Below are 21,055 nucleotides of genomic sequence, written 5' to 3'. Positions count from 1 at the left end.
CAATAAAAGTTGATTTGATTTTGATCGATCTGGTCGCGTGCCCGTATCCCCTTATTGCCGGAGCCATCCCGTGAAGTTGAGCAATCTGAAGATCGCCCCCAAGCTGGGCATCCTTGTCGGCGTGGCCCTGCTCGGACTCTGCGTCGCTGGCCTGTTGGCAGCGCACTTGATGCGGCGGGAATTGGTCGACGCCCGCTTGGAGCAGACCAGAGCCATGGTCGAAATGTCGCGGAACATGGCGCTCGGTCTGCAAAAGCAGGTCGATGCTGGTCAGCTCACCAAGGACGCGGCGATCGCGGAGTTCGTCCGTCGCGGCAGCTCGATGACCTATGATAAAGGCTCGGGCTACATATTCGCCTATACGATGGAAGGGGTCGCCGTGCTGACGCCCGACCCGAAGCAGCACGGCACCAACCGCCTCGACATCGAAACCAACGGCCGCAAGCTCGCGCGCGAGCTGCGCGACGGTGTCGCTGCCAAAGGCGACGTCACGCTGCGGTACGAATATAATCGCCCCGGCGAGAAGGAAGTTACCCGCAAGCTGTCCTATGCCGTGGCGATTCCCGGCTGGAACATGTTCGTCGGCACAGGGGCATATCTCGATGACCTCGATGCCAAGCTGGCGCCGGTGGCCTGGCTGCTCGGTCTCTCCCTGATGGGCATCATGCTCGTGGCCGGCGCCGTCGCCTGGCTGATCGGCCGCAGTATCAGCCGGCCGCTGAGCCTGCTCGGGACCCGCATGAAGGAGCTCGCCGACGGCAGACTGGAGGGGGATATCCCGGGCGTCGGCCGCGGCGACGAGATCGGCGCGATGGCCGCGACGGTCCAGATCTTCAAGACCAATGCGGAGAAGATTCGCGAGCTCGAGCAGACCGAGGCGGCTGCACAGCAGCGGGCCGCGGCGGAACGCCGCAATGCGATGGAGGAGCTGGCCAACGACTTCGAACGCAGCGTCAACGGCATCGTCCGCTCGGTCTCCTCGGCCGCGGCCGGCATGCAGACGACGGCGCAGTCGATGACCGCGACCGCCAGTGATGCCTCGTCGCGTGCGGCGACGGTCGGCGCTGCCTCGCAAAAGGCCTCCGGCAATGTCGGCACGGTCGCCGCGGCCGCCGAAGAGCTGTCGAGCTCGGTTGCGGAAATCTCCCGCCAGGTGACGCGCTCGACGGAAGTCGCGAGCCGCGCCGTCAGCGACGCCGAACGCACCAATGCCACGGTGCAGGTGCTCTCGACCGGCGCCGAGAAGATCGGCGAGGTCGTCAAGCTGATCCACTCGATCGCGGCGCAGACCAATCTGCTCGCGCTCAATGCCACCATCGAAGCGGCCCGCGCCGGTGAGTCCGGGCGTGGCTTCGCCGTCGTCGCCTCCGAGGTCAAGGCGCTCGCCAACCAGACCGCCAAGGCGACCGAGGAGATCTCCGCGCAGGTCGCGGCGATGCAGACCTCGACCAGCGATGCGGTCACGGCCATCTCCGGCATCACCCAGACCATCGCCGAGATGAGCGAGATCACCGCGGGCATTTCCGCATCGATCGAGCAGCAGGGGGAGGCGACCCGCGAGATCGCCCGCAACATTCAGTCGGTCGCAACCGGCTCGAGCGAGATCAACGCCAATATCGGCAGCGTCACCTCGGCAGCGGAAGCGACCGGCAGCGCGGCCACCGACGTGCTCACCAATGCCCGCGAGCTGGACAGCCAGTCCGGCGCCTTGCGCAACGCGGTGGACGGCTTCCTCGCCAAGGTGCGTGCGGCGTAAGTTTCCTGCGCTGAATTCGTAAGGTGGGCAAAGACGCGAAAGCATCGTGCCCACCTTTTTCCATCCTCTCGCCCGTCATGCCCCGCGAAGGCGGGGCATCCAGTACGCCGCAGCTTCTCGGTTCCAGCCGCGCCGTCTCGGAGTACTGGATCGCCCGCCTACGCGGGCGATGACAGTAGCAGTGGCGGACTCTACTGCTTCTCGATCTTCGCGTTGGTGATCAGCTTCTCCCACAGCACGAGCTGCTCGTTGACGAACGTGCCGAGCTGCTCCGGCGTCCCTGAGAACGCGTCCATGCCGAGCGTGGCGAGCTTGGCCTTGATCTCGGGATTCTCGACGATCTTCCTGATCTCGGCGTTGAGGCGCACCACGATCTCCTTGGGCATGCCGGCGGGACCGAAATAGCCTTGCCAGGACGAGATGTCGAAATCAGGCACGCCGGCCTCCTGCATCGAGGGCAGATGCGGCACCAGTGGCGAGCGGTCCTTGGTGGTGACCGCGAGCGCGCGCAGCGCATTCCCGTTGACGTGCGGCAGGCCTGTCAGGATGTCCACGAACATCATCGACACGCGGCCGCCCATGACGTCGTTGAGCGCCGGCGGCGAGCTCTTGTAGGGCACGTGCAGCAGGTCGAGCCCGGCATTATGCGCAAAGGTTGCGCCCGACACGATCGCCGAGGACGATCCCGAGGCGTAGCTCAGCTTGCCCGGATTGGCCTTGCCATAGGCGACGAGCTCGCCGACGGTCTTGGCCGGCACTTCCGGATTGACCACCAGCATGAAGGGCAGATCGCCGGTGCGCGCGATCGGGGTAAAATCCTTGACCGGATCGTAAGTGAGGCTCTTGAGCAAATAGGGATTGGCCGAATGCGTGGTGTTGGTGGTCACCAGCAGCGTGTAGCCGTCGGGGGCGGCCTTTGCGACATAGGTCGCGGCCAGCATGCCGTTGGCGCCGGCCTTGTTCTCGATCACGATACCGACGCCGAGCGCCTGCGACAGTTGCTGCGAAATCAGCCGCGTCGTGGTGTCGGTGCCGCTGCCGGCCGCGAACGGCAGCACCAGCGTGATGTTGCGGCTGGGATAATTGTCGGCCTGAGCCGCGGATGCGGCGGCGAGACAGAGCGCGGCCGTGGCCACGGCGCGCAGGTTTCGAATCAACGCTGAAATCATGTCTGGACGTTCCCTCTTCTTGGTTAGCCGGGAACCTAGCTTCTCTGATCCGAAACCGGAAGACGGGAGTTTGTCTCGTGCCCCGGACGCGGCGCAGCAGCGTTGCACGCTGCAGCGCGTCCGGGACACGAGCCCGCAGCGTCCGCCCCGCGGAATTATTTCACGCCGAACCCTGGCGCGAGGCGATCACGACGCCGGCGAGCACCAGCGCGTAGCCGATCAGGTGGAACGGCCGCAGCGCTTCGCCGAGCAGCAGGATCGCCATCGCGGAGCCGAACACCGGCACCAGATGGAAGAACGGCGCCGCCCGGTTCGGCCCGATCAGCGCCACACCGCGGTTGAAGAAGAGATAGGCCAGCGTCGAAGGGAAGATCAGGATGTAGCCCATCGTCGCCAGCGTGATCCCGTCGAAATGCAGCACGCGGCCGCTGGCCGCCTCCCATATCGCTGTGGGCAGCAGCATCGTCGCGCCGCAGCAGGTGGTGAAGGCCAGAAAGGAGAGCTGGTGGATCTTCGGCCGCCGCGGGATGAACACCGAGTAGAGTCCGAACGCCACCAGCGAGGAGGCGAACATGAGGTCGCCCCGGTTGAAGCTGATGCTCGCGAGCGCGGCGAAATCGCCGCGCAGGATGATGACGAGCACGCCGAGCAGCGAGATTGCGATGCCGGCGAGCTGCGCACCCGTCAGCCGCACGCCGAACAGCACCAGCGACCACAGCGCCACGAACAGGGGGCCTGCCGACTGGATCAGCAGCGCGTTCAACGCCTCCGTGTACTGCATCGCCCAGTACGAGATCGCGTTGTTGAAGGCAAAGCCCACCAGCGACAGGAACAGCATCAGAGGCAGGCTCCTGCGCAAGGCAGGCCAGTCGCTCTTCAGGTGCGGCCAGGCGAACGGCAACAGGATCAGGAACACGCCGAACCAGCGAATCGTAGTCACCGTCAGCGGCGGCACATGTGCGCCGACATGGCGCGCGAGCACGATATTGCCGGCCCAGAACAGCGAGGTCAGGCTCAGCAGCAAGTAAGGCTGGTTGTTGAGCCAATTGGCCGGATTGGAGGCCTTTGGCGCGGGCGAAGCGATCGTCATTGGCGTTGCTTACGAGCTTGCGCCGGATTGGCGTCGTGGCACAAGTCACAGCGCCGCAATGCTACAATGCAGGCATGACCCGAGGAGGTGGCTTTGGCGGTTAATATGTTGAACATCGAGGGGCTGGAGCAGATCGATCCACAGTCGCCGGTGGTGATGTTGAACCTGATGCGTTTCCACGCGCGCTCGCGTGACGGCGACGGATCCGGCTGGGACGCATACTTGCGCTACAGCGCGATCACCGTCCCGATGATCAAGGCGCGCGGCGGCACCTTGCTCTGGACCGGCGAGGCGAAGGCCATCGCGCTCGGACCGCACGCCGGCAACGACTGGGACTTTGTGGCGCTGGTCTATTATCCGACCGTCGCGGCCTTCCTCGACATGATGACCTCCGAAGCCTACGAGCGCGAAGCCGACCCGCACCGCCTCAATGGCTGCGCCCAGCACGTGATCATTGCGACCAGCGAGGCGTACAGCAAGTTCAGGACGAAGTAGGAATGTCTGTGGCGCGGCTCTTTCCCTCTCCCCTTGTGGGAGAGGGTGGCTCGCCGCGATAGCGGCGAGACGGGTGAGGGGTTCTCTCCTCACGGACAATCGCGCGAGTGGAGAGAACCCCTCATCCGGCGCTTCGCGCCACCTTCTCCCGCAAGGGGAGAAGGAAGAATTCAACTCGCCTGCGTCCGCGACGCCACGAACACGCCCGACAGCACCAATGCAAAACCGATGAAGTGGAACGCCTGGGGGAGTTCGCCCAGAAAAAACATCGCCATGATCGAGCCGAACACCGGCACGACGTGGAAGAACGGCGCGGCGCGGTTGGCGCCGATCAGGCGCACGCCGCGATTGAAGCAGAGATAGGCGAGCGTCGAGGGAAACACCGCGACGTAGAACAGCGTCAAGAGATTCGGCCCGTCGAGCTTCATGACCGGGCGCGCGTACAATTCCCAGATCTCCAGCGGAATGAGGCAGGCGGCGCCGACCCCGAAGGTGAAGGCGAGGAACGACAGGCCGTGCATCGGCGGACGCTTCAGGCTCAGCACCGAATACAGCCCGAAGATCACTAGCGCGCCGATGAAGATGAGATCGCCCTTGTTGAACTCGATGCTCGAAAGCGTGGTGAAATCGCCGTGCAGCAGGATCGTGAGCACGCCGCACATCGACAGCAGCACGCCGAACGCCTGCGCCGCGGTGAGCCTGATGCCGAGGATGGCCAGCGACCACAGCGCCACGATCAGCGGCGCGGATGACTGCAGCAGCAGCGTGTTGAGGGCCTGGGTATGTTCCAGCGCCCAATATTGCAGCGTGTTGAAGGCGCCGATGCCGGCGACAGACAGCGTGACCATCAGGCCGAGCTTGCCGCGGATCGCGGGCCAGTCCTGCGCGAGATGCTTCCAGGCGAACGGCAGCACCAGCAGGAAGGCGAAGAACCAGCGCAGGAACGACAGCGTGACCGGCGGGATGTGGCCGGCGGCGAGGCGCCCGACGATGGCGTTGCCGGCCCAGCACAGCGCGGTGATGCTGAGCAGCAGATAAGGCTGGTTGGCGATCCAGCTATGACCGGATGTTTCCGCGCTGGTAGTTTGACCGGTGGCGGACATTGTGTCTGGTGGGCCCCGCGTACACCGAGGCTTCCGGCCCGGCGGGATCCGGGCCGGCTGATCGCCCGGCGCTGTCCAAAGACACGGAAATCGAAGTTGCTTCAACGGGGCCGGATGCATCGCGACCATGCAGCGGCGGATCGAGCCTCTTACGCTTTGGTCGAAGGGAGCGCGCCGACGGCGAAGGTTTCTGGATTTTCCGGGGATATCAAAGGCTTGGAGCGGCCTCGAAGCCCTGAAAAAGTCCGGTTCTTGCTTGCCTAGAGAGGCTGCTTCCTTTATCCGGTTGGGCTGCCTCGCGTGTGATCGGCCTTGGGCCGGGAATTGGGCTGGGCGCAGGCATGATCCCGGAAAAGTGGGTCCCGGTTTTCTGTTCGGATCATACCACCTACAGAGAAATCTTCGAAGGATTACCCGCGAATGGCCAATGTTGTCGTCGTCGGCGCCCAATGGGGCGACGAAGGGAAGGGCAAGATCGTCGACTGGTTGTCGGAGCAGGCGGACATCGTCGTCCGCTTCCAGGGCGGCCATAACGCCGGCCACACGCTCGTCATCAACGGCAAGACCTACAAGCTCGCGCTGCTGCCGTCCGGCGTGCTCCGCGAGGGCAAGCTATCGGTGATCGGCAATGGCGTGGTGTTCGATCCTGCCGCCTTCCTCGACGAGGTCACCAAGTTGCGCTCGCAGGGCGTCGATATCAGCCCCGACAACCTGCGCGTTGCGGAAAACGTCACATTGATCCTGCCGCTGCACCGCGAGCTCGATGCGCACCGCGAATCCGCCAGCGCGGCGACCGCAATCGGCACCACGCGCCGCGGCATCGGCCCGGCCTATGAAGACAAGGTCGGCCGCCGCGCCATCCGCCTGATGGATCTCGCCGACCTCGACACGCTCCCGCACAAGATCGACCGGTTGCTGGCGCATCACAACGCGCTGCGCCGTGGCCTCAACCTGCCGGAGTTCGATGGCAAGGATATCCTGAAGGAACTGACCGCGCTGGCGCCGCAGCTTCTGCCCTACGCCGAGACGGTGTGGCGGCTGCTCGACATCAAGCGTCGCGAAGGCAAGCGCATGCTGTTCGAGGGCGCGCAGGGCGCGCTGCTCGACGTCGACCACGGAACCTATCCTTACGTCACCTCGTCCAACACGGTGGCGGCGCAGGCCGCGACCGGCGCCGGCCTCGGGCCGGCTGCGGTCGGCTACGTGCTCGGCCTGTGCAAGGCCTACACGACCCGCGTCGGCCAAGGCCCGTTCCCGACCGAGCAGGACAACGAGACCGGCCGCAAGATCGGCGAGCGCGGCCGCGAGTTCGGCACCAATACCGGCCGCCCGCGCCGCTGCGGCTGGTTCGATGCCGTGCTGGTCCGCCAGGCGGTCCGCACCTGCGGCATCAACGGCCTGGCGCTGACCAAGCTCGACATCCTCGACGGCTTCGACACGATCGAGGTCTGCACCGGCTACAAGCTCGACGGCAAGGAGATCGACCATTTCCCGGCCGGCGAGGGCGCCCAGGCCCGGGTCGAGCCGATCTACGAGACCATCGAGGGCTGGAAGGAGCCGACCGCGAGCGCGCGATCCTGGGCCGACCTGCCGGCCCAGGCCATCAAATATGTCCGGCGGATCGAGGAATTGGTGGGGTGCCCGGTCGCACTGCTTTCCACCAGCCCCGAACGCGAGGATACTATCCTGGTGCAAAACCCGTTTGAGGCTTAACGATCTCTTACCAGGACGCGGGTATAGTTGAGTTGAAATGGCTGATTACTATCCGCTGATCGCCCGCGCTATTGCCGCCCTGGACCCGAACGCTCCCGGCGAAAGCCGTCGCGCGCTCTATGAGCGGGCGCGCACGGCCCTGATCGCGCAGTTGCGGAGCGTACAGCCGCCGCTCTCCGAATCCGAGATCACCCGCGAAAGGTTGTCGCTGGAGGAGGCCGTCCGCAAGGTCGAATCGGAGGCTGCCCAGCGTGCCCGCGAGGCCTCGCGCCCCGGTGGGGGCGGGCGCAGCGGCAGCAGCGGCGACGCCTTTCGTCGCGCCAGCACAAGAGCCACTGAAGGCAACGCGGCTGCGGCCTCGCCGCCTCCGCCGCGTACGCGTCCGGCTCCGCCGCCGCCCCGGGCCGACCGTCCGTCCTTCAACGTCGATGACCAGGGCGAGGCGCAGCGTCCGCCGCGCGCGCCCCGTTTCGACGCCCCGCGCCAACCGGGACCGTCTGCCCCGCCACCTATGCCGGAGCCGGCCGGACGCGATCGCACCGGTGCGCGCCGTCCGCCTGATGCCGGACCGCCGCTGCCGCCGGCACCCGGCGTGCGCGGCTTCCGCGACATCACGGCCGATGCCAATGATCTCGGCGGCGCTGCCGCGCAGGCCAGCCGCGCCGCACGCCGCACCTACGCCAACGTGCCCTCGCCCACGCCGGAATTCGACCGGCTCGAGCCGAGCCTGGAAAACCGCGCCGGCGAGTCCGAGGCGCCCTATTCCTACGACGAGTCGATCGAGGAGGCGGAGCGCTACGCGCCGCAGCCGTCTTCGCCGCGGCCGCGCATCGCGCCCGAGCGCGAGGCCAAGAAGCGCGTCCGCACCGGCTCCGCCTTCCCGTTCAAGAGCGCGATCGCCGTCGGCATCGTGCTCATCCTGGTCGGCGCCGGCATCCTCTGGGGCAAGCAGCTGGTCCAGATCGTCAACGGCTTTATCAAGCCATCCGCGACGCAGGTGGCGGACACGCCCGCTCCGGCGCAGCCGCAGAGCAAGCCGAAGATCCCCGATCGCGTCGGGCAGCCTTCGGCCAGCGACCAGCCCGTCGCGCCGGTGGCGCAGAAGGTGGTGCTCTACGACGAGGATCCGTCCGATCCGAAGGGCAAGCAATATGTCGGCTCGGTGGTGTGGCGGCTGGAGCCGATCAAGGCGTCGGGCAACCAGAAGGCCGACGTCGCCGTGCGCGCCGACATCGAGATTCCCGACCGCAAGTTCAAGATGACGATGTCGTTCCGCCGCAACACCGATTCCTCGCTGCCGGCGAGCCACACGGCGGAGCTGACCTTCATCCTGCCGCCGGATTTTCCCGGCGGCAGCGTCTCCAACGTGCCGGGCATCCTGATGAAGTCGAACGAGCAGGCCCGCGGCACGCCGCTCGCAGGGCTCGCGGTCAAGGTCACCGACGGCTTCTTCCTGGTCGGCCTGTCGAATGTCGACGCCGACCGCTCCCGCAACGTCCAGCTCCTGAAGGAGCGCTCGTGGTTCGACGTGCCGCTGGTCTATGCCAACCAGCGCCGCGCCATCATCGCCATCGAGAAGGGCGCCCCCGGCGAACGCGCCTTCAACGACGCCTTCGCGCAGTGGGGCGATTGAGCTGCTGCTGTCATTCCGGGGCGTGCGAAGCACGAACCCGGAATCCATCGTGCAGCGGGTGACGTCGAGAAATGGATTCCGGGTTCGACGTTTCCGGGCCGCGCTTTGCGCGGTCCCGTCGCGTCGCCCGGAATGACAACCGGATGGTCCGGCGCTACTGCGCCGCCGCTTCCCGCTTGCGCGATGCAGTTGCGGCGCCGGCCTCGCGGTCCATCACGGCGCGGCAGCCGGGGCTGACTTGCGCCTTGTTCCGCACCATGCAGGCCCTGACCCTGGGGATGTCCGGGATTTCACCGGAGCACAGCCGCATCGCATCGCCCGTGCACATCTGCTGCGCTTCGGACGAGAAGGCGAGGCCGGGTGAGGTCTGGAGTGCGATGGCGGTGGTTGCGACGACGAAAAGCGAAGCGATGGTCTGAGTGCGTGTCATGCAGAATGGGTCCCCGATGTCCCTGGGCTTGAGCCACTTGGTTTTTTGGGGCGCCGCACGCGACTTGATCTGCCGCATGTCACAGCCTTCACGTCGGGAACCTTGTCCCGCATGTGGTCGCTCGATTTCTTGATGCTCGAATCGAAAAGTGCTGCGCCGCCCGAGCGAAGTATGCGCCATTGTCGAGCGGCTGCAATGGTCGACATGAAGGAATTTGCAGTTGTTGCATCGACGTCACGCACAGAGCGTGCGCGCGATCAAATCAGCCGATCAGAGGACGCGCTCGCTTGTTCCGCATCGGTGGTGCCGAGCGCGGCTGCGTGTTCCTCGATGGCGGTGACGCCCTTGGCGGTGAGCTCGAACAGGTCGCCGTCCTTCATCACGTAACCGTCCGCGATCAGTTGCCCCATCTTGCCTTGCCGATCGTCGGCGAAGGCAACGGATTGGCTGATGTCCCGCAGGATCGAGAGCTGTTCGTCGCGCAACATGGCTTCACTCTCCATTCGCCGGGGATGGTCCTAGTCCTCACATGCCGTGGCTCTGAAAGACCTTGCTGCACGACTTCGACAGCTTGGCCCGGTTGGCTTGCAGGCAGCTCTGCACGGCGCCGTCATTGCCGAGGTCCTTGCGACAGAAGCGCTGCGCGTCTCGCGAGCAGGCCTGCTGTTCCTGCGGCGTTCCCATATGGCCTTGCGCAAGGGCGGGCGGGTTCGACAGGCCGGTCAGGGCCGCCAGCGTGACTGTCGCCAGAAGAAATTTGCGGGCCATGGGCGGCTCCAATGTGACAGGGACAATTCAGGTCCTGTCTGAACTCGTCGCTGTGTCACTTGTTCCCGCAAAGGCAGGTCCGCCCCGCTATTCAAGGTTCCCACGGCGCTGCTATAACCCTGAAGAAGTGTGAGGGTGTTCGATGAAACGCTATCTGGTGTTTGCGCTGGTCGGCCCGTTCGTCGGCGGGTTCCTGCTGCTGCTGACGACGACCTATCAGTCCGGCTATTGGACCCAGACCAGTCTCGGCGAGGTCGGCAAGCTGTTCGCAGTGTTCTTCAAGACCCTGCAATACAGCTATCTCTTCGGCTTCCTGCCCGCGCTGATGATCGGCGCGGTCGACGACATCCTGGTCCATATCAGGCGCATCGGCCCTGGCTTGCGGATGCTGCTGGTCGGCCTGTTCGCCTTCGTGCTGGCTTCGCTCACCTACAGTTCGCGCGGGCCGGACTCGGGCGCGGTGCAGTTCATCCTGTACGGCCTCGTCGGGTTCGTGCCGGCGGTGATTTCGTCCTGGCTCGTGCACAGATACGTCAAGGAGCCGCAAGCAGTGGCGGCGCCGACCTGAGCGCGCGACTTTAGAGCGCGGCGCAGCAACCTTTCGCCGCGGCGGCGCGTTCCTTCGAGGCCATGACCATGTCCGACGACGATATCATTGCTCCGCGCCGATCCCGTTCGGGCAGCGGCTCGCGTGCAGCCTCAGGCAAGGCGGCGCGCGCGCCGATCATCGATCAGGAGGGCCATGAGGTCCGCCCCGAGGCGCTGGAGCCGGGATCTCGCGAGTTCCGCTTCGATCTCGGCAAGGACAATCCGTTTGCTGGCAATCCGTTCGGCAATTTGACGCGCGAGCAGCGGATCGCGCGGCTCGAGGCGATCGCAAAGCTGCTCGACGTTGCCTTCATCGTGCCCGGCACCAACATCCGCTACGGCATCGACGGGCTGATCGGCCTGATCCCTGTCGTCGGCGACATCATCACGACGGCGATCTCGCTGTGGCTGGTGCGCGAGGCCCGCGCGCTGGGCGCACCCTGGTACATTACCGCGCGCATGCTGGGCAATGTCGCGCTCGACGGCGTGGTCGGCATCGTCCCGTTCGCGGGCGACGCTTTCGACGTCATGTTCCGCGCCAACATGCGCAACGTCCGTCTGCTGCAGCGCTGGCTCGACAAGCAGCCGCGGATGTAGGTGCGCAATTGCCCCAGCGGTTCGTCATGCCCGGACAAGCCAGGCCATGACGCTGTGGAAGCACGAAAGCCTCAAAACGCAAAAAGCGCGACGGCCTTTCGGCCATCGCGCTTTCCACGCACATCGGATGCTTGCGAAAAACTTACGCCGCGTCGGCGTCGGCTTCGGCCGGCTGCGCCGGCTTGGGACGACGGGGCAACGGGAAAGCTTCGCTCTCATAGAGCGAGCGGATGCCGTTCTGGTCGAAGCGCGCTTCCTCGACCTGGAGATAGGCGCCGTTCAGCGAATCCGTCGGCAACTGCTCCATCGCGAACTGCACGGCTTCGGCCGCGGTGCCGAACCGGCGATAGGTGAAGCCTGCACGCTTCTTCTTGCGGATCGCGGCGGGGAAGAGTTCGGCGGAGGTGTTGAAGTTGAACGGACGCAGTGGACGCATGGTCAAAGACCTCGTGATCTTGTCTGGGGCTTTAAGCGCGTGGGGTTTGGGAGGGCAGGGCCGCAATCAAGCGGGCCCGCCGCACATGCCATTTTCGACCTCTAATATAGGCCGTTTTGACAAAAATGCGACCCCCGCGATGGGAGATGATGAATCCGCGCATGGCAGCCCCGCACGCGCGATAAACCTTGTAATTTCAATGCCTTATTTGGCTTACAGTTTGCCAAGAAGCAACAGCAGGACCAGCACCACGAGCACGACGCCGCCGATCCCCATGCCGGAATGGCCCAGGCCATAGCCGTAACCCCCCAGGCGGCCGGACAGGCCCCCGAGAAGATAGATGATCACCAGGATGATCAGGATGGTCCCGAGTGACATGGCTTCCTCCCTGGCGGTCGCCAAAATGCGTGATCGGCCTCACCGCACCGCCAGAGAAGAAAGCACATCCCGGAGTCGGGTTCCACGAGGGAACCCGACGCCGCATGCTGATTATTTAGGCTCCAGCTTCAGCGCCGCCGAGTTGATGCAGTAGCGCAGGCCGGTCGGCCCGGGGCCGTCGGGGAAGACGTGGCCGAGATGACCGCTGCATTTGGAGCAGAGCACTTCGGTGCGGATCATGCCGTGGCTGACGTCCCTTTCCTCGTCGATATGGCTCTCGACGGCAGGCGCGGTGAAGCTCGGCCAGCCGCAGCCGGAATCGAACTTGGCGTCGGAAGAGAACAGCTGATTGCCGCAGCCGGCGCAGACATAGGTGCCGGCGCGGTGGTCGTGCTCATACTCGCCGGAGAACGGCCGCTCGGTCGCCTTCTCGCGCAGCACCGCGTACTGCATCGGCGTCAGTTCTTGCCGCCACTGCTCTTCGCTCTTGATGACCTTGTCGTCTGTGGTTTTCGTCTTGGTTTCGGGCATGGGTCTCCCGTTCCTGAGATGATCTCGCGATCAGTTGGTGGCCTTGCTGGCACTGACCAGCGTCGGCTTTTCAATGTAGTTATCCGCGAACAGCTTTTTCAGGTTCTCGACCTTCGGCAGGTCGTTATAGGCGATGTAAGGCTGGTTCGGGTGCAGCGTCAGATAGTCCTGGTGGTAGGCCTCCGCCGGGTAGAACGCCTCCAGCGGGCCGACCTTGGTCACGATCGGCTTGCTGAAGACCTTGGCGCCATTGAGCTGGGCGATATAGGCCTCCGCCACCTTCTTCTGCTCGTCGGAGGTGGCGAAGATCGCCGAGCGATATTGCGGGCCGACGTCGGGGCCCTGCCGGTTGAGCTGGGTCGGGTCGTGCACCACCGAGAAGTAGATCTGGAGGATCTTGCCGTAGGAAATCTTCTTCGGATCGTACTTGATCTCGACGACCTCGGCGTGGCCGGTCCGGCCGCTCGAGACCGCCTTGTAGTCGGCGGTCGCCTTGGTGCCGCCGGCATAGCCGGAGACCGCGTTGACGACGCCTGCGGTGTGCTGGAAGACGCCCTGCACGCCCCAGAAGCAGCCGCCGGCGACCACCGCGGTCTGGATCCCGCTCGCTTGTGCCGCATCCACGGCTGGGGCGGGGATCACGACCGCATCCTCGGCGGCCCGGGACGGCGTGGCAAAGGCCAGCGCAAAGGTGAGCGAGAGGGCGGTGGTTGCGGCCAGCAGGGAGGCGAGGGCAGGTCGGCGCATGGCGGATCCTCTTTCGGAAGGTCTGACAGTCTAGGGCGGTCGCGGCCGGACGAACAGTTGCCCGGCCGCCTTTTCGCATCACCCGAGATACGGGCGCAGCCGCCGATTGTTACGGCGGGACGGACACGAGTCTGTGAAATGAGCCGGGCGGCACGGTCCGGCGAGCGCCCGCTTGGCGAGACCGGGAACTCGGCGCTAGATGAACCGGGGCGATCGATGATCGACTCAAGAGGAATTCGGCTGGAGCAGGCCCGACAACATGCTGCGCGTGGTTTCCCTGATCCTCGTCCTCCTGGCCGCCGGCGTGTCGAGCGCCGCGGCCGACCCGCAAGCCGACGAGCTCGCCACCTGCCGCGACCGCCAGGCCGACGTGCAGGCCCGCGCCAATGCCTGCGAAAATCTGCTGAAGGCCGACAAGCTCACTGGCAAGGACAAGGCCATTGCGCTCTCCGCGCGCGGCAGCTCGCTGATCAACAGGCGCGACTACGACCATGCGATCGAGACCCTGTCCATCGCGCTCGATCTCGATCCGGACTACGTCATTGCCCTCAACCTGCGCGGCCTCGCCTATGAGCGCAAGGGCCAGGACGACCTCGCCATGGCGGACTACAATCTCGCCCTCCAGAAGCGCCCGACCTATGGTGTCCCCTACAACAATCGGGGCGTCATCCACGCGCGCAGAGGCGCGCAGCAAAGTGCGCTCGATGATTTCAGCCTGTCGATCAAATACACGCCGAAATTCCTGCTCGCCTGGACCAATCGTGCCCGCACGCGCACGCTGATGAAGGATTTCGACGGTGCGCTCGCCGATTTCGCGGAGGCTGAGAAGATCGACCCGGCCGCGCCGCAGATCGCCGGCAACCGCTGCATCACCTACGGCATGATGGGCAAGTTCGATCAGGCCTTTGCCGACTGCAACCGCCTGATCGAGAAACAGCCGAAGAACGTATTCGCGGTCAACAATCGCGCCGACGTCAGCATGATGAAGGGCGACCTCGACGCCGCCCTGAAGGACTACAACACGGCCATCCAGATCAATCCGAACAACGTCCGCGCCCATTCCGGCCGCGGCCAGATCTATGAGATGAGGCGCGATTTCGCCCAGGCGCGCGCCGACTATCGGGCGGCGGCCTATTCGCTGACGAAGTTCGACGAGCCCGATGTCGCGCGCGCCCGCGCCAAGGCGCAGGAGCGGCTCGCCGCGCTGATGCCGCAGACGCCGGGAGGCGCGTCCACCGGCCGCCGCGTTGCGCTGGTGATCGGCAACGGCGCCTACAAGAACGTCCATGCGCTGCCGAATCCGCCGCGCGATGCGAAGCTGATCGCAGGCGTGCTGCGCGATCTCGGCTTCCAGAGCGTGATGGATGCCAAAGACCTCACCCGCGACACGTTCTTCCGGACGCTGAAAGCCTTCGCCGAGGAAGCGGAAAAGGCCGATTGGGCGGTGGTCTACTATGCCGGCCACGGTTTCGAGATCGGCGGGGTGAACTACCTCGTTCCGGTCGACGCCAGGCTCACCGCCGACAAGGACGCCGAGGCCGAGGCCGTCGCGCTGGAGCAGGTGATCGCCGCCGTCGGGGCCGCGCGAAAGGTGCGTCTCGTGGTGCTGGATGCCTGCCGCGACAATCCGTTCGCGCCGGCCATGCAACGCACGCTGTCGCTGAAACTGGTCGACAGGGGCTTTTCCAACATCGAGCCCGGCGCCGGCTTCATGGTGGTCTACGCCGCCAAGCATGGCGAGACCGCGATGGACGGCGATGGTGCCGCCAACAGCCCGTTCGCCACGGCGCTCGCCCGCGAGATCAAGCAGCCGCGCGTCGAAATCCGGAAACTGTTCGACATCATCCGCGACGACGTCTGGGCCGCGACCAGGCACGCCCAGCAGCCGTTCACTTACGGCTCGCCGCCGGGCCGGGAGGACTTTTATTTTGTCGCGGGGAAGTGACAGAGTGCCGTAGGGCGGGCAAAGCGAAGCGCCCACGATTTTTGACTTGCGGAGGGAGGGCGCGGGGACGGCGCGTTGCGCTTTTGCCCACCCGACGGCAGCGAATCTAAACGACGATACTCAGCCTCTTCGCCGCGCGCGTGATTCCCGTGTACAGCCAGCGTGCCCTGGACTCCTGAAACGCGAAGCTCTCGTCGAACAGCACGACGTCGTCCCATTGCGAGCCCTGCGACTTGTGCACGGTCAGCACGTAGCCATAGTCGAACTCGTCATAGGGCTTGCGCTGCTCCCAGGCGATCTGCTCGACGCCGCCTTCGAAGCAATCGGCGCGCACCGAGACCTTGGTCACCTTGTGTCCGAAATCCTCGTCCGGAGACAGCCGCATCGAGAGGATGCGCGACTTCGAGCGCGAGGTGTTGCGCGACTTCACCCGCCACAGGCCGCCGTTGAACAGGCCCTTCTTGCGGTTGTTGCGCAGGCACACCAGCTTGTCGCCGGCGACCGGAAAGACGTCCTCGATGTTCTGGCGCTGGCGCACCCGCATGTTGTACGCGCGCCTCGTGTTGTTGCGGCCGACCAGCACCTGGTCGGCGCCCATGACGCGGTCGGGGTCGAGCTCCTTGCGGGAAACCACCTCGCTCTCGCCATAGCGGCCGATGTCGAGTTCGCGTCCCTCGCGGACATCCATCGACATCCGCACGATCGGATCGTCCTGCGCCTGGCGATGCACCTCGGTCAGCATCGCGTCCGGTTCGGTATTGGTGAAGAAGCCGCCGCCCTGGATGGGCGGCAGCTGCGCGGGATCTCCCAGCACCAGCAGCGGGCAATCGAACGACATCAGGTCGCGCCCGAGTTCGGCATCGACCATCGAGCATTCGTCGATCACGATCAGCTTGGCCTTCGAGGCCGGCGCGTCGTCCCACAATTCGAAGCTCGGCTGTTCCTCGCCGGATTCGCGGGCGCGGTAGATCAGCGAATGGATGGTAGAGGCCTCGTCGCAACCCTTGTTGCGCATGACAAGGGCGGCCTTGCCGGTGAAGGCGGCGAACTTCACCTCGCCATCGACGCCTTCGGCGATGTGCCGCGCCAGCGTTGTCTTGCCCGTCCCGGCGAAGCCGAACAGGCGGAACACCGGCGGCGTGCCGTTACGGCCGGGTTTTGCTTTCAGCCAGTCGCCGACGGCCTTGAGGGCGGCATCCTGATGCGGGGTGAAGGTGGCCATGTCTGTCTTGAGAGGTGCGAAACGAGGCGATTCGCTATCCCCCAAAACTAACCATTCGCTCCGCCCGTTCAAGCCGCCGGCCTGGCCTTACTGCCAGCCGGGAACGCCGCGCATGTCGGGCAGCTGATGGGCGATGCCCTTGTGGCAGTCGATGCAGGTCTTCTCCTTGGTGAACAGGAAGCGCTGGTGCGCCACTGATGCGCGCGGCGACTGCTTGGTGATGTCCATGGAATCGGCGCTGTGGCAGTTGCGGCACTCCAGCGAATCGTTGGCCTTGAAGCGGGCCCATTCATGCGCCGCCAGTTCGAGCCGGTGGTCCTGGAATTTCTCGCGGGTGTCGATGGTGCCGAAGATCTTGCCCCAGACCTCCTTGGAGGCCTGCATCTTGCGCGCGATCTTGTCGGTCCAGTTGTGCGGCACGTGGCAGTCCGGGCATGTCGCGCGCACGCCGGAGCGGTTGCTGAAGTGGATGGTCGACTTCAGCTCGGCGTAGACGTTGTCCTTCATCTCGTGGCAGCCGGTGCAGAACTTCTCGGTGTTGGTGATTTCCAGCGCGGTGTTGAAGCCGCCCCAGAAGATCACGCCGGCAACGAAACCGGCCAACACCAGCGTGCCGAGGGCGAATACCGAGCTCGGCCGGGTCAGCACCTGCCAGAGCTCCAACGCAAACTCCCGGCTTCGCGCCAGGAAGCCGCGCTTGGTCTTCAGCTCGGCCTTGGGCCCGTCAGCGGTCGTCGTCATCGCCGGCCACCGGGGCTGGCGCGCGACAGCAGCGTGTCGATGTCGATGAAGTCGTTGCTGACCGGCGGATTGGCGGTGTTCTGCGGCACGTGGCATTCCGTGCAGAAGAAGCGTCGCGGCGAGACCGAGGCCAGGAACTGGCCGTCGCGGTCCATGAAGTGCGTGATCGAGACCATCGGCGCCTGCGATTCCGCCGTGCGCGCCCGTGCGTGGCAGGACAGGCATTTGTTGCCGTTGAGGTCGATCTGGTAGCCGTCGATGCTGTGCGGGATCACCGGCGGCTGTTCCGGATAGTTGCGCACCTCCTTTTCGGAGGTGTTGCGGTTCGGCAGCATCGGCGGTGCCGGTCCCTCGTCGTTGAGCGGTGTCGGGCCGCGCAGGCCGGACGTCACCGTCTGCGCGGTCAGTGAACCCGTACCCGCGGCGATTGCGACCGCGAGCAGGACTATTGCAAATCTTTTCATCATGACAGGCTCACCCGCTCGATGCGCACGGCGCATTTCTTGAAGTCGGTCTGCAGCGAGATCGGATCGGTCGCGTCCAGCGTCACCTTGTTGATCAGCTTGGATTCGTCGAACCAGGGCACGAAGACGAGGCCGCGCGGCGGCCGGTCGCGACCGCGCGTTTCGACCCGGGCGCGGATGAAGCCGCGGCGGGACACGACCTTTACCTCGTCGCCGCGCCGGAGCTTCATGTCCTGTGCGTCGTCGGGATGGATGAAGCAGACGGCTTCGGGGAAGGCCTTGAAGAGCTCGGGCACGCGGCGCGTCATGGTGCCGGAGTGCCAGTGCTCCAGCACGCGGCCGGTCGAGAGCCAGTACGGATAGTCGTTGTCCGGCGATTCCGCCGGCGGCTCGTAGGGCAGCGCGAAGATGCGCGCCTTGCCGTCGGCATGGCCGTAGAACTGCACGTCGGTGCCCTGCTTGACGTAGGGGTCGCTACCCTCGCGGAAGCGCCACTTCGTCTCCTGGCCGTTGACCACCGGCCAGCGCAGGCCGCGCTCGCGGTGATAGGTGTCGAACGGCGCGAGGTCGTGGCCATGGCCGCGGCCGAACTGGGCATATTCCTCGAACAGGCCCTTGTGGACGTAGAAGCCGAAGGCCTTGGATTCGTCGTTGGCGTAGCCCGCCTCGATGTCGGTAACAGGGAATTTGTCGACCTGCCCGTTCCTGTAGAGCACGTCGAACAGCGTCTTGCCGCGAACGTCCGGCTTCTTGGCGATCAGCTCCGCGGGCCAGACCTCCTCGATCTTGAAGCGCTTGGAGAACTCCATCAGCTGCCAGAGATCGGACTTCGACTCGCCCGGCGCGGGGACGAGTTGATGCCAGAACTGGGTGCGCCGCTCGGCGTTGCCGTAGGCGCCCTCCTTCTCCACCCACATCGCGGTGGGCAGGATCAGGTCGGCGGCAAGCGCGGTCACGGAAGGGTAGGCGTCCGAGACCACGATGAAATTGTCGGGGTTGCGGAAACCGGGATAAGTCTCTTCGTTGATGTTGGGCCCGGCCTGGAGGTTGTTGTTGACCTGCACCCAATAGGCGTTGATCAGGCCGTCCTTCAGCATCCGGCTCTGCAGCACGGCGTGGGCGCCGTTCTTGTCCGGAATGGTGCCTTCGGGCAGCTGCCAGATGTGCTCGGCGTGATCGCGATGCGCCTTGTTGGTCACGACCATGTCGGCGGGCAGGCGGTGCGAGAAGGTGCCGACCTCGCGCGCGGTGCCGCAGGCCGAGGGCTGGCCGGTCAGCGAGAACGGGCTGTTGCCGGGCGAGGAGATCTTTCCGGTCAGAAGATGGATGTTGTAGACGAGGTTGTTGCACCAGACACCGCGGGTGTGCTGGTTGAAGCCCATGGTCCAGAACGAGACCACCTTGGTCTTGGGATCGGCATAGAGCTCGGCGAGCGCCTCCAGCCGGTTGAGCGGCACGCCCGACATCTCGGCGGCCTTCTCCAGCGTGTATTCCGACACGAACTTGACGAACTCGTCATAGCTCATGTCCGTGGCGTCGTTGGGTTTCGCCGCGCCGGTTGCCTTCTTCTGCAGCGGATGCTCGGGCCGCAGGCCATAGCCGATGTCGGTCTGGCCGCGCTTGAACACGGTATGCTTGGCGATGAAGTCCTTGTTGACCCGGCCGGTCTTGATGATGTGGTTGGCGATGGCGTTGAGGATGTAGAGGTCGGTGTGCGGCTTGAACACCATGCCGATGTCGGCGAGGTCGAACGAGCGGTGCTCGAAGGTCGAGAGCACGGCGACACGGACATGCGGCGCAGACAGACGGCGGTCGGCCAGACGCGTCCACAGGATCGGGTGCATCTCCGCCATGTTGGAGCCCCACAGCACGAAGGCGTCGGTCGCCTCGATGTCGTCATAGCAGCCGGGCGGCTCGTCGATGCCGAAGGTGCGCATCATGCCGGCAACGGCGGAGGCCATGCAGTGACGTGCATTGGGGTCGATGTTGTTGGTGCGGAAGCCGGCCTTGAACAGTTTCGAGGCCGCGTAGCCTTCCCAGATCGTCCACTGGCCGGAGCCGAACATCGCGACGCCGTTCGGCCCGCGCTTCTTGATCGCCTCCTTCCACTTCAGCTCCATGATGTCGAAGGCTTCGGTCCAGGACACGGGCGTGAACTCGCCGTCCTTGTCGTATTTGCCGCCCGTCTTGCGCAGCATCGGCTGGGTCAGGCGGTCGTGGCCGTACATGATCTTGGAGAGGAAGTAGCCCTTGACGCAGTTGAGGCCGCGATTGACCTCGGACTTGATGTCGCCGTGAGTGGCGACGACGCGATTGTCCTTGGTCCCGACCATCACCGAGCAGCCGGTGCCGCAGAAGCGGCAGGCGGCCTTGTCCCATTTCATTTCGGCACTGCTGCGCTCGGTGACGAGATTGGCGGCGAGCGCAGGAACCGGCATGCCGGCGGCGGCGGCCGCGATTGCGGCGGCCTCGAGCTTCAGCATCTGGCGGCGGTCGAGCTTGGGCGATGTCATGATGGCTCTTCCTGACTCAGGCGGTTTCGATGGCGTGGAAGACCAGTGCCGCGGAATAGACGTGTTGCAGCGACTGGATGGTGTTGAGCATGGTGCCGAGGCTGCCGGCATCGGGCGCTTCGGTCACGACGACGAGCTTGCCGCGGGGATCCCGGCCGTGGATCTCGCAGCCGGGCAACGCGGTGATCTCGGCCTCGAGCTCGGCGAGACGCTCGGGGCGCGCCTGCACGATGATGCTGGCGATCTCGGCGCCCGGCGGCGGCACGATACGGTCGGCGCTGAGCAGCCGTCCGGTGATCAATGCGCGGCGGTTCAGTGTGGCGTTGTCGAGTGAGACCTGGGCCATGATGGCTGTCTTTCGCTCTGGGGGAGTCAATGGCGGGAGGGCGGGCCGGGAGGGCCGGCGAACATCTGGTAGATCCAGACGCCGAGCCCGTAGGAGCCGACCGTTCCGACCGCGAGGACGGGCATCACGACTGCGGTCAGAAACAGGAAAGCGAAAATCTCCATGCGCCTACGGCGCACGCGCGCGGTCGTGTCGTCAGGGGCCGACATATTCGGTCTCTTCGAAATGATGTGGGAATCGGGACGGCATCCGGGCCGTTGCCTTGCCGGCACCTTAGGTGGACGAGGTCTTGGTGCCTTGATCTAGATCAACCTGCTCAGAGCGAACGCTGCGTTGCACACCGCACCATCAGCGTCGTGTGATCGTGCGCCCCCCCGAGCGATGTCCGCG

The 21,055-nt window shown here is 65.3% G+C and carries 23 protein-coding genes; 7 read left to right on the top strand and 16 right to left on the bottom strand.

Annotation, left to right across the window (positions count from 1 at the left end; translation table 11 throughout):
• Nucleotides 1–70 precede the first annotated feature (70 nt).
• Complete coding sequence (locus RX330_RS31130) at nt 71–1,756, top strand: methyl-accepting chemotaxis protein (protein ID WP_317241033.1); 1,686 nt, start codon at nt 71–73, stop codon at nt 1,754–1,756.
• A 191-nt stretch (nt 1,757–1,947) separates the two neighbouring features.
• Here RX330_RS31130 and RX330_RS31125 read toward each other — a convergent pair whose 3' ends face one another.
• Nucleotides 1,948–2,925 (bottom strand): Bug family tripartite tricarboxylate transporter substrate binding protein, encoded by a 978-nt coding sequence (locus RX330_RS31125; RefSeq protein WP_212088297.1) that lies wholly within the window; start codon nt 2,923–2,925, stop codon nt 1,948–1,950.
• Nucleotides 2,926–3,085: 160 nt separating this feature from the next.
• Nucleotides 3,086–4,015, bottom strand: coding sequence for a DMT family transporter (locus RX330_RS31120; RefSeq protein WP_317241032.1), 930 nt, complete (start codon nt 4,013–4,015; stop codon nt 3,086–3,088).
• A 105-nt stretch (nt 4,016–4,120) separates the two neighbouring features.
• Here RX330_RS31120 and RX330_RS31115 point away from each other — a divergent pair, with 105 nt between their 5' ends.
• The gene (locus RX330_RS31115; RefSeq protein WP_317241031.1) at nt 4,121–4,510 is read left to right on the top strand and encodes a DUF1330 domain-containing protein; all 390 of its coding nucleotides are present in this window, start codon (nt 4,121–4,123) and stop codon (nt 4,508–4,510) included.
• 170 nt (nt 4,511–4,680) lie between these two features.
• Here the strand turns inward: RX330_RS31115 and RX330_RS31110 are convergent, their stop codons facing one another.
• Nucleotides 4,681–5,613: a DMT family transporter gene (locus tag RX330_RS31110; protein WP_317241030.1), complete on the bottom strand. Its 933-nt coding sequence runs from the start codon at nt 5,611–5,613 to the stop codon at nt 4,681–4,683.
• Nucleotides 5,614–6,033: 420 nt separating this feature from the next.
• Here RX330_RS31110 and RX330_RS31105 point away from each other — a divergent pair, with 420 nt between their 5' ends.
• A complete protein-coding gene (locus RX330_RS31105; RefSeq protein ID WP_212088305.1) occupies nt 6,034–7,326 on the top strand; it encodes an adenylosuccinate synthase in 1,293 nt (430 codons plus the stop codon).
• A 37-nt stretch (nt 7,327–7,363) separates the two neighbouring features.
• Entirely contained in the window at nt 7,364–8,959 is a 1,596-nt protein-coding gene (locus tag RX330_RS31100) for a hypothetical protein (RefSeq protein ID WP_317241029.1), read from the top strand.
• A 154-nt stretch (nt 8,960–9,113) separates the two neighbouring features.
• Here RX330_RS31100 and RX330_RS31095 read toward each other — a convergent pair whose 3' ends face one another.
• The 3 genes from RX330_RS31095 to RX330_RS31085 all read right to left on the bottom strand — a co-directional run bounded on the left by RX330_RS31095 (nt 9,114) and on the right by RX330_RS31085 (nt 10,157).
• Entirely contained in the window at nt 9,114–9,389 is a 276-nt protein-coding gene (locus tag RX330_RS31095) for a hypothetical protein (RefSeq protein ID WP_212088315.1), read from the bottom strand.
• A gap of 257 nt (nt 9,390–9,646) precedes the next feature.
• Nucleotides 9,647–9,877: a hypothetical protein gene (locus RX330_RS31090; protein ID WP_317241028.1), complete on the bottom strand. Its 231-nt coding sequence runs from the start codon at nt 9,875–9,877 to the stop codon at nt 9,647–9,649.
• A gap of 37 nt (nt 9,878–9,914) precedes the next feature.
• A complete protein-coding gene (locus RX330_RS31085; RefSeq protein ID WP_212088319.1) occupies nt 9,915–10,157 on the bottom strand; it encodes a cysteine rich repeat-containing protein in 243 nt (80 codons plus the stop codon).
• A 142-nt stretch (nt 10,158–10,299) separates the two neighbouring features.
• On the opposite strand from RX330_RS31085, the gene RX330_RS31080 reads away from it, so the two are divergent.
• Both RX330_RS31080 and RX330_RS31075 read left to right on the top strand, forming a co-directional pair.
• Nucleotides 10,300–10,725, top strand: a complete 426-nt coding sequence (locus RX330_RS31080; protein ID WP_212088321.1) for a DUF5413 family protein — start codon at nt 10,300–10,302, stop codon at nt 10,723–10,725.
• Between the two features lie 62 nt (nt 10,726–10,787).
• Complete coding sequence (locus tag RX330_RS31075) at nt 10,788–11,342, top strand: DUF4112 domain-containing protein (RefSeq protein WP_317241027.1); 555 nt, start codon at nt 10,788–10,790, stop codon at nt 11,340–11,342.
• A 142-nt stretch (nt 11,343–11,484) separates the two neighbouring features.
• Here the strand turns inward: RX330_RS31075 and RX330_RS31070 are convergent, their stop codons facing one another.
• From RX330_RS31070 to msrA, 4 genes are all read right to left on the bottom strand, one after another.
• A complete protein-coding gene (locus RX330_RS31070; RefSeq protein ID WP_212088325.1) occupies nt 11,485–11,778 on the bottom strand; it encodes a hypothetical protein in 294 nt (97 codons plus the stop codon).
• 213 nt (nt 11,779–11,991) lie between these two features.
• Entirely contained in the window at nt 11,992–12,156 is a 165-nt protein-coding gene (locus RX330_RS31065; protein ID WP_212088327.1) for a DUF3309 family protein, read from the bottom strand.
• Nucleotides 12,157–12,267: 111 nt separating this feature from the next.
• The gene (msrB, locus tag RX330_RS31060; RefSeq protein WP_317241026.1) at nt 12,268–12,687 is read right to left on the bottom strand and encodes a peptide-methionine (R)-S-oxide reductase MsrB; all 420 of its coding nucleotides are present in this window, start codon (nt 12,685–12,687) and stop codon (nt 12,268–12,270) included.
• Between the two features lie 30 nt (nt 12,688–12,717).
• Complete coding sequence (gene msrA, locus RX330_RS31055; RefSeq protein WP_317241025.1) at nt 12,718–13,434, bottom strand: peptide-methionine (S)-S-oxide reductase MsrA; 717 nt, start codon at nt 13,432–13,434, stop codon at nt 12,718–12,720.
• Nucleotides 13,435–13,693: 259 nt separating this feature from the next.
• On the opposite strand from msrA, the gene RX330_RS31050 reads away from it, so the two are divergent.
• On the top strand, nt 13,694–15,379 hold the full coding sequence (locus RX330_RS31050; protein ID WP_317241024.1) for a tetratricopeptide repeat protein: 1,686 nt from the start codon (nt 13,694–13,696) through the stop codon (nt 15,377–15,379).
• A 106-nt stretch (nt 15,380–15,485) separates the two neighbouring features.
• On the opposite strand, the gene RX330_RS31045 is transcribed toward RX330_RS31050, so the two are convergent.
• The 6 genes from RX330_RS31045 to napE all read right to left on the bottom strand — a co-directional run bounded on the left by RX330_RS31045 (nt 15,486) and on the right by napE (nt 20,874).
• Nucleotides 15,486–16,601 (bottom strand): ATP-dependent RecD-like DNA helicase, encoded by a 1,116-nt coding sequence (locus RX330_RS31045; protein WP_212088336.1) that lies wholly within the window; start codon nt 16,599–16,601, stop codon nt 15,486–15,488.
• Between the two features lie 87 nt (nt 16,602–16,688).
• A complete protein-coding gene (locus RX330_RS31040) occupies nt 16,689–17,342 on the bottom strand; it encodes a NapC/NirT family cytochrome c (protein WP_249153350.1) in 654 nt (217 codons plus the stop codon).
• A complete protein-coding gene (locus tag RX330_RS31035; RefSeq protein ID WP_212088338.1) occupies nt 17,339–17,809 on the bottom strand; it encodes a nitrate reductase cytochrome c-type subunit in 471 nt (156 codons plus the stop codon). The genes RX330_RS31040 and RX330_RS31035 overlap by 4 nt, the downstream gene beginning before the upstream one ends.
• Nucleotides 17,806–20,319 carry a nitrate reductase catalytic subunit NapA gene (napA, locus tag RX330_RS31030; RefSeq protein ID WP_212088340.1) on the bottom strand — a complete coding sequence of 838 codons (2,514 nt, stop codon included), beginning with the start codon at nt 20,317–20,319 and terminating at the stop codon, nt 17,806–17,808. Before napA ends, RX330_RS31035 begins: the two co-directional genes overlap by 4 nt.
• Nucleotides 20,320–20,335: 16 nt before the next feature.
• Nucleotides 20,336–20,665 (bottom strand): chaperone NapD, encoded by a 330-nt coding sequence (locus RX330_RS31025; protein ID WP_317241023.1) that lies wholly within the window; start codon nt 20,663–20,665, stop codon nt 20,336–20,338.
• A gap of 26 nt (nt 20,666–20,691) precedes the next feature.
• Nucleotides 20,692–20,874, bottom strand: a complete 183-nt coding sequence (napE, locus tag RX330_RS31020; RefSeq protein WP_212088344.1) for a periplasmic nitrate reductase, NapE protein — start codon at nt 20,872–20,874, stop codon at nt 20,692–20,694.
• Between the last annotated feature and the right edge of the window lie 181 nt (nt 20,875–21,055).

The organism is Bradyrhizobium sp. NDS-1, from assembly GCF_032918005.1.
Classification (GTDB): Bacteria; Pseudomonadota; Alphaproteobacteria; order Rhizobiales; family Xanthobacteraceae; genus Bradyrhizobium; species Bradyrhizobium tunisiense.
The sequence above is the reverse complement of the archived record's forward strand: the minus strand, read 5'-3'. Positions and strand labels throughout refer to the sequence as shown.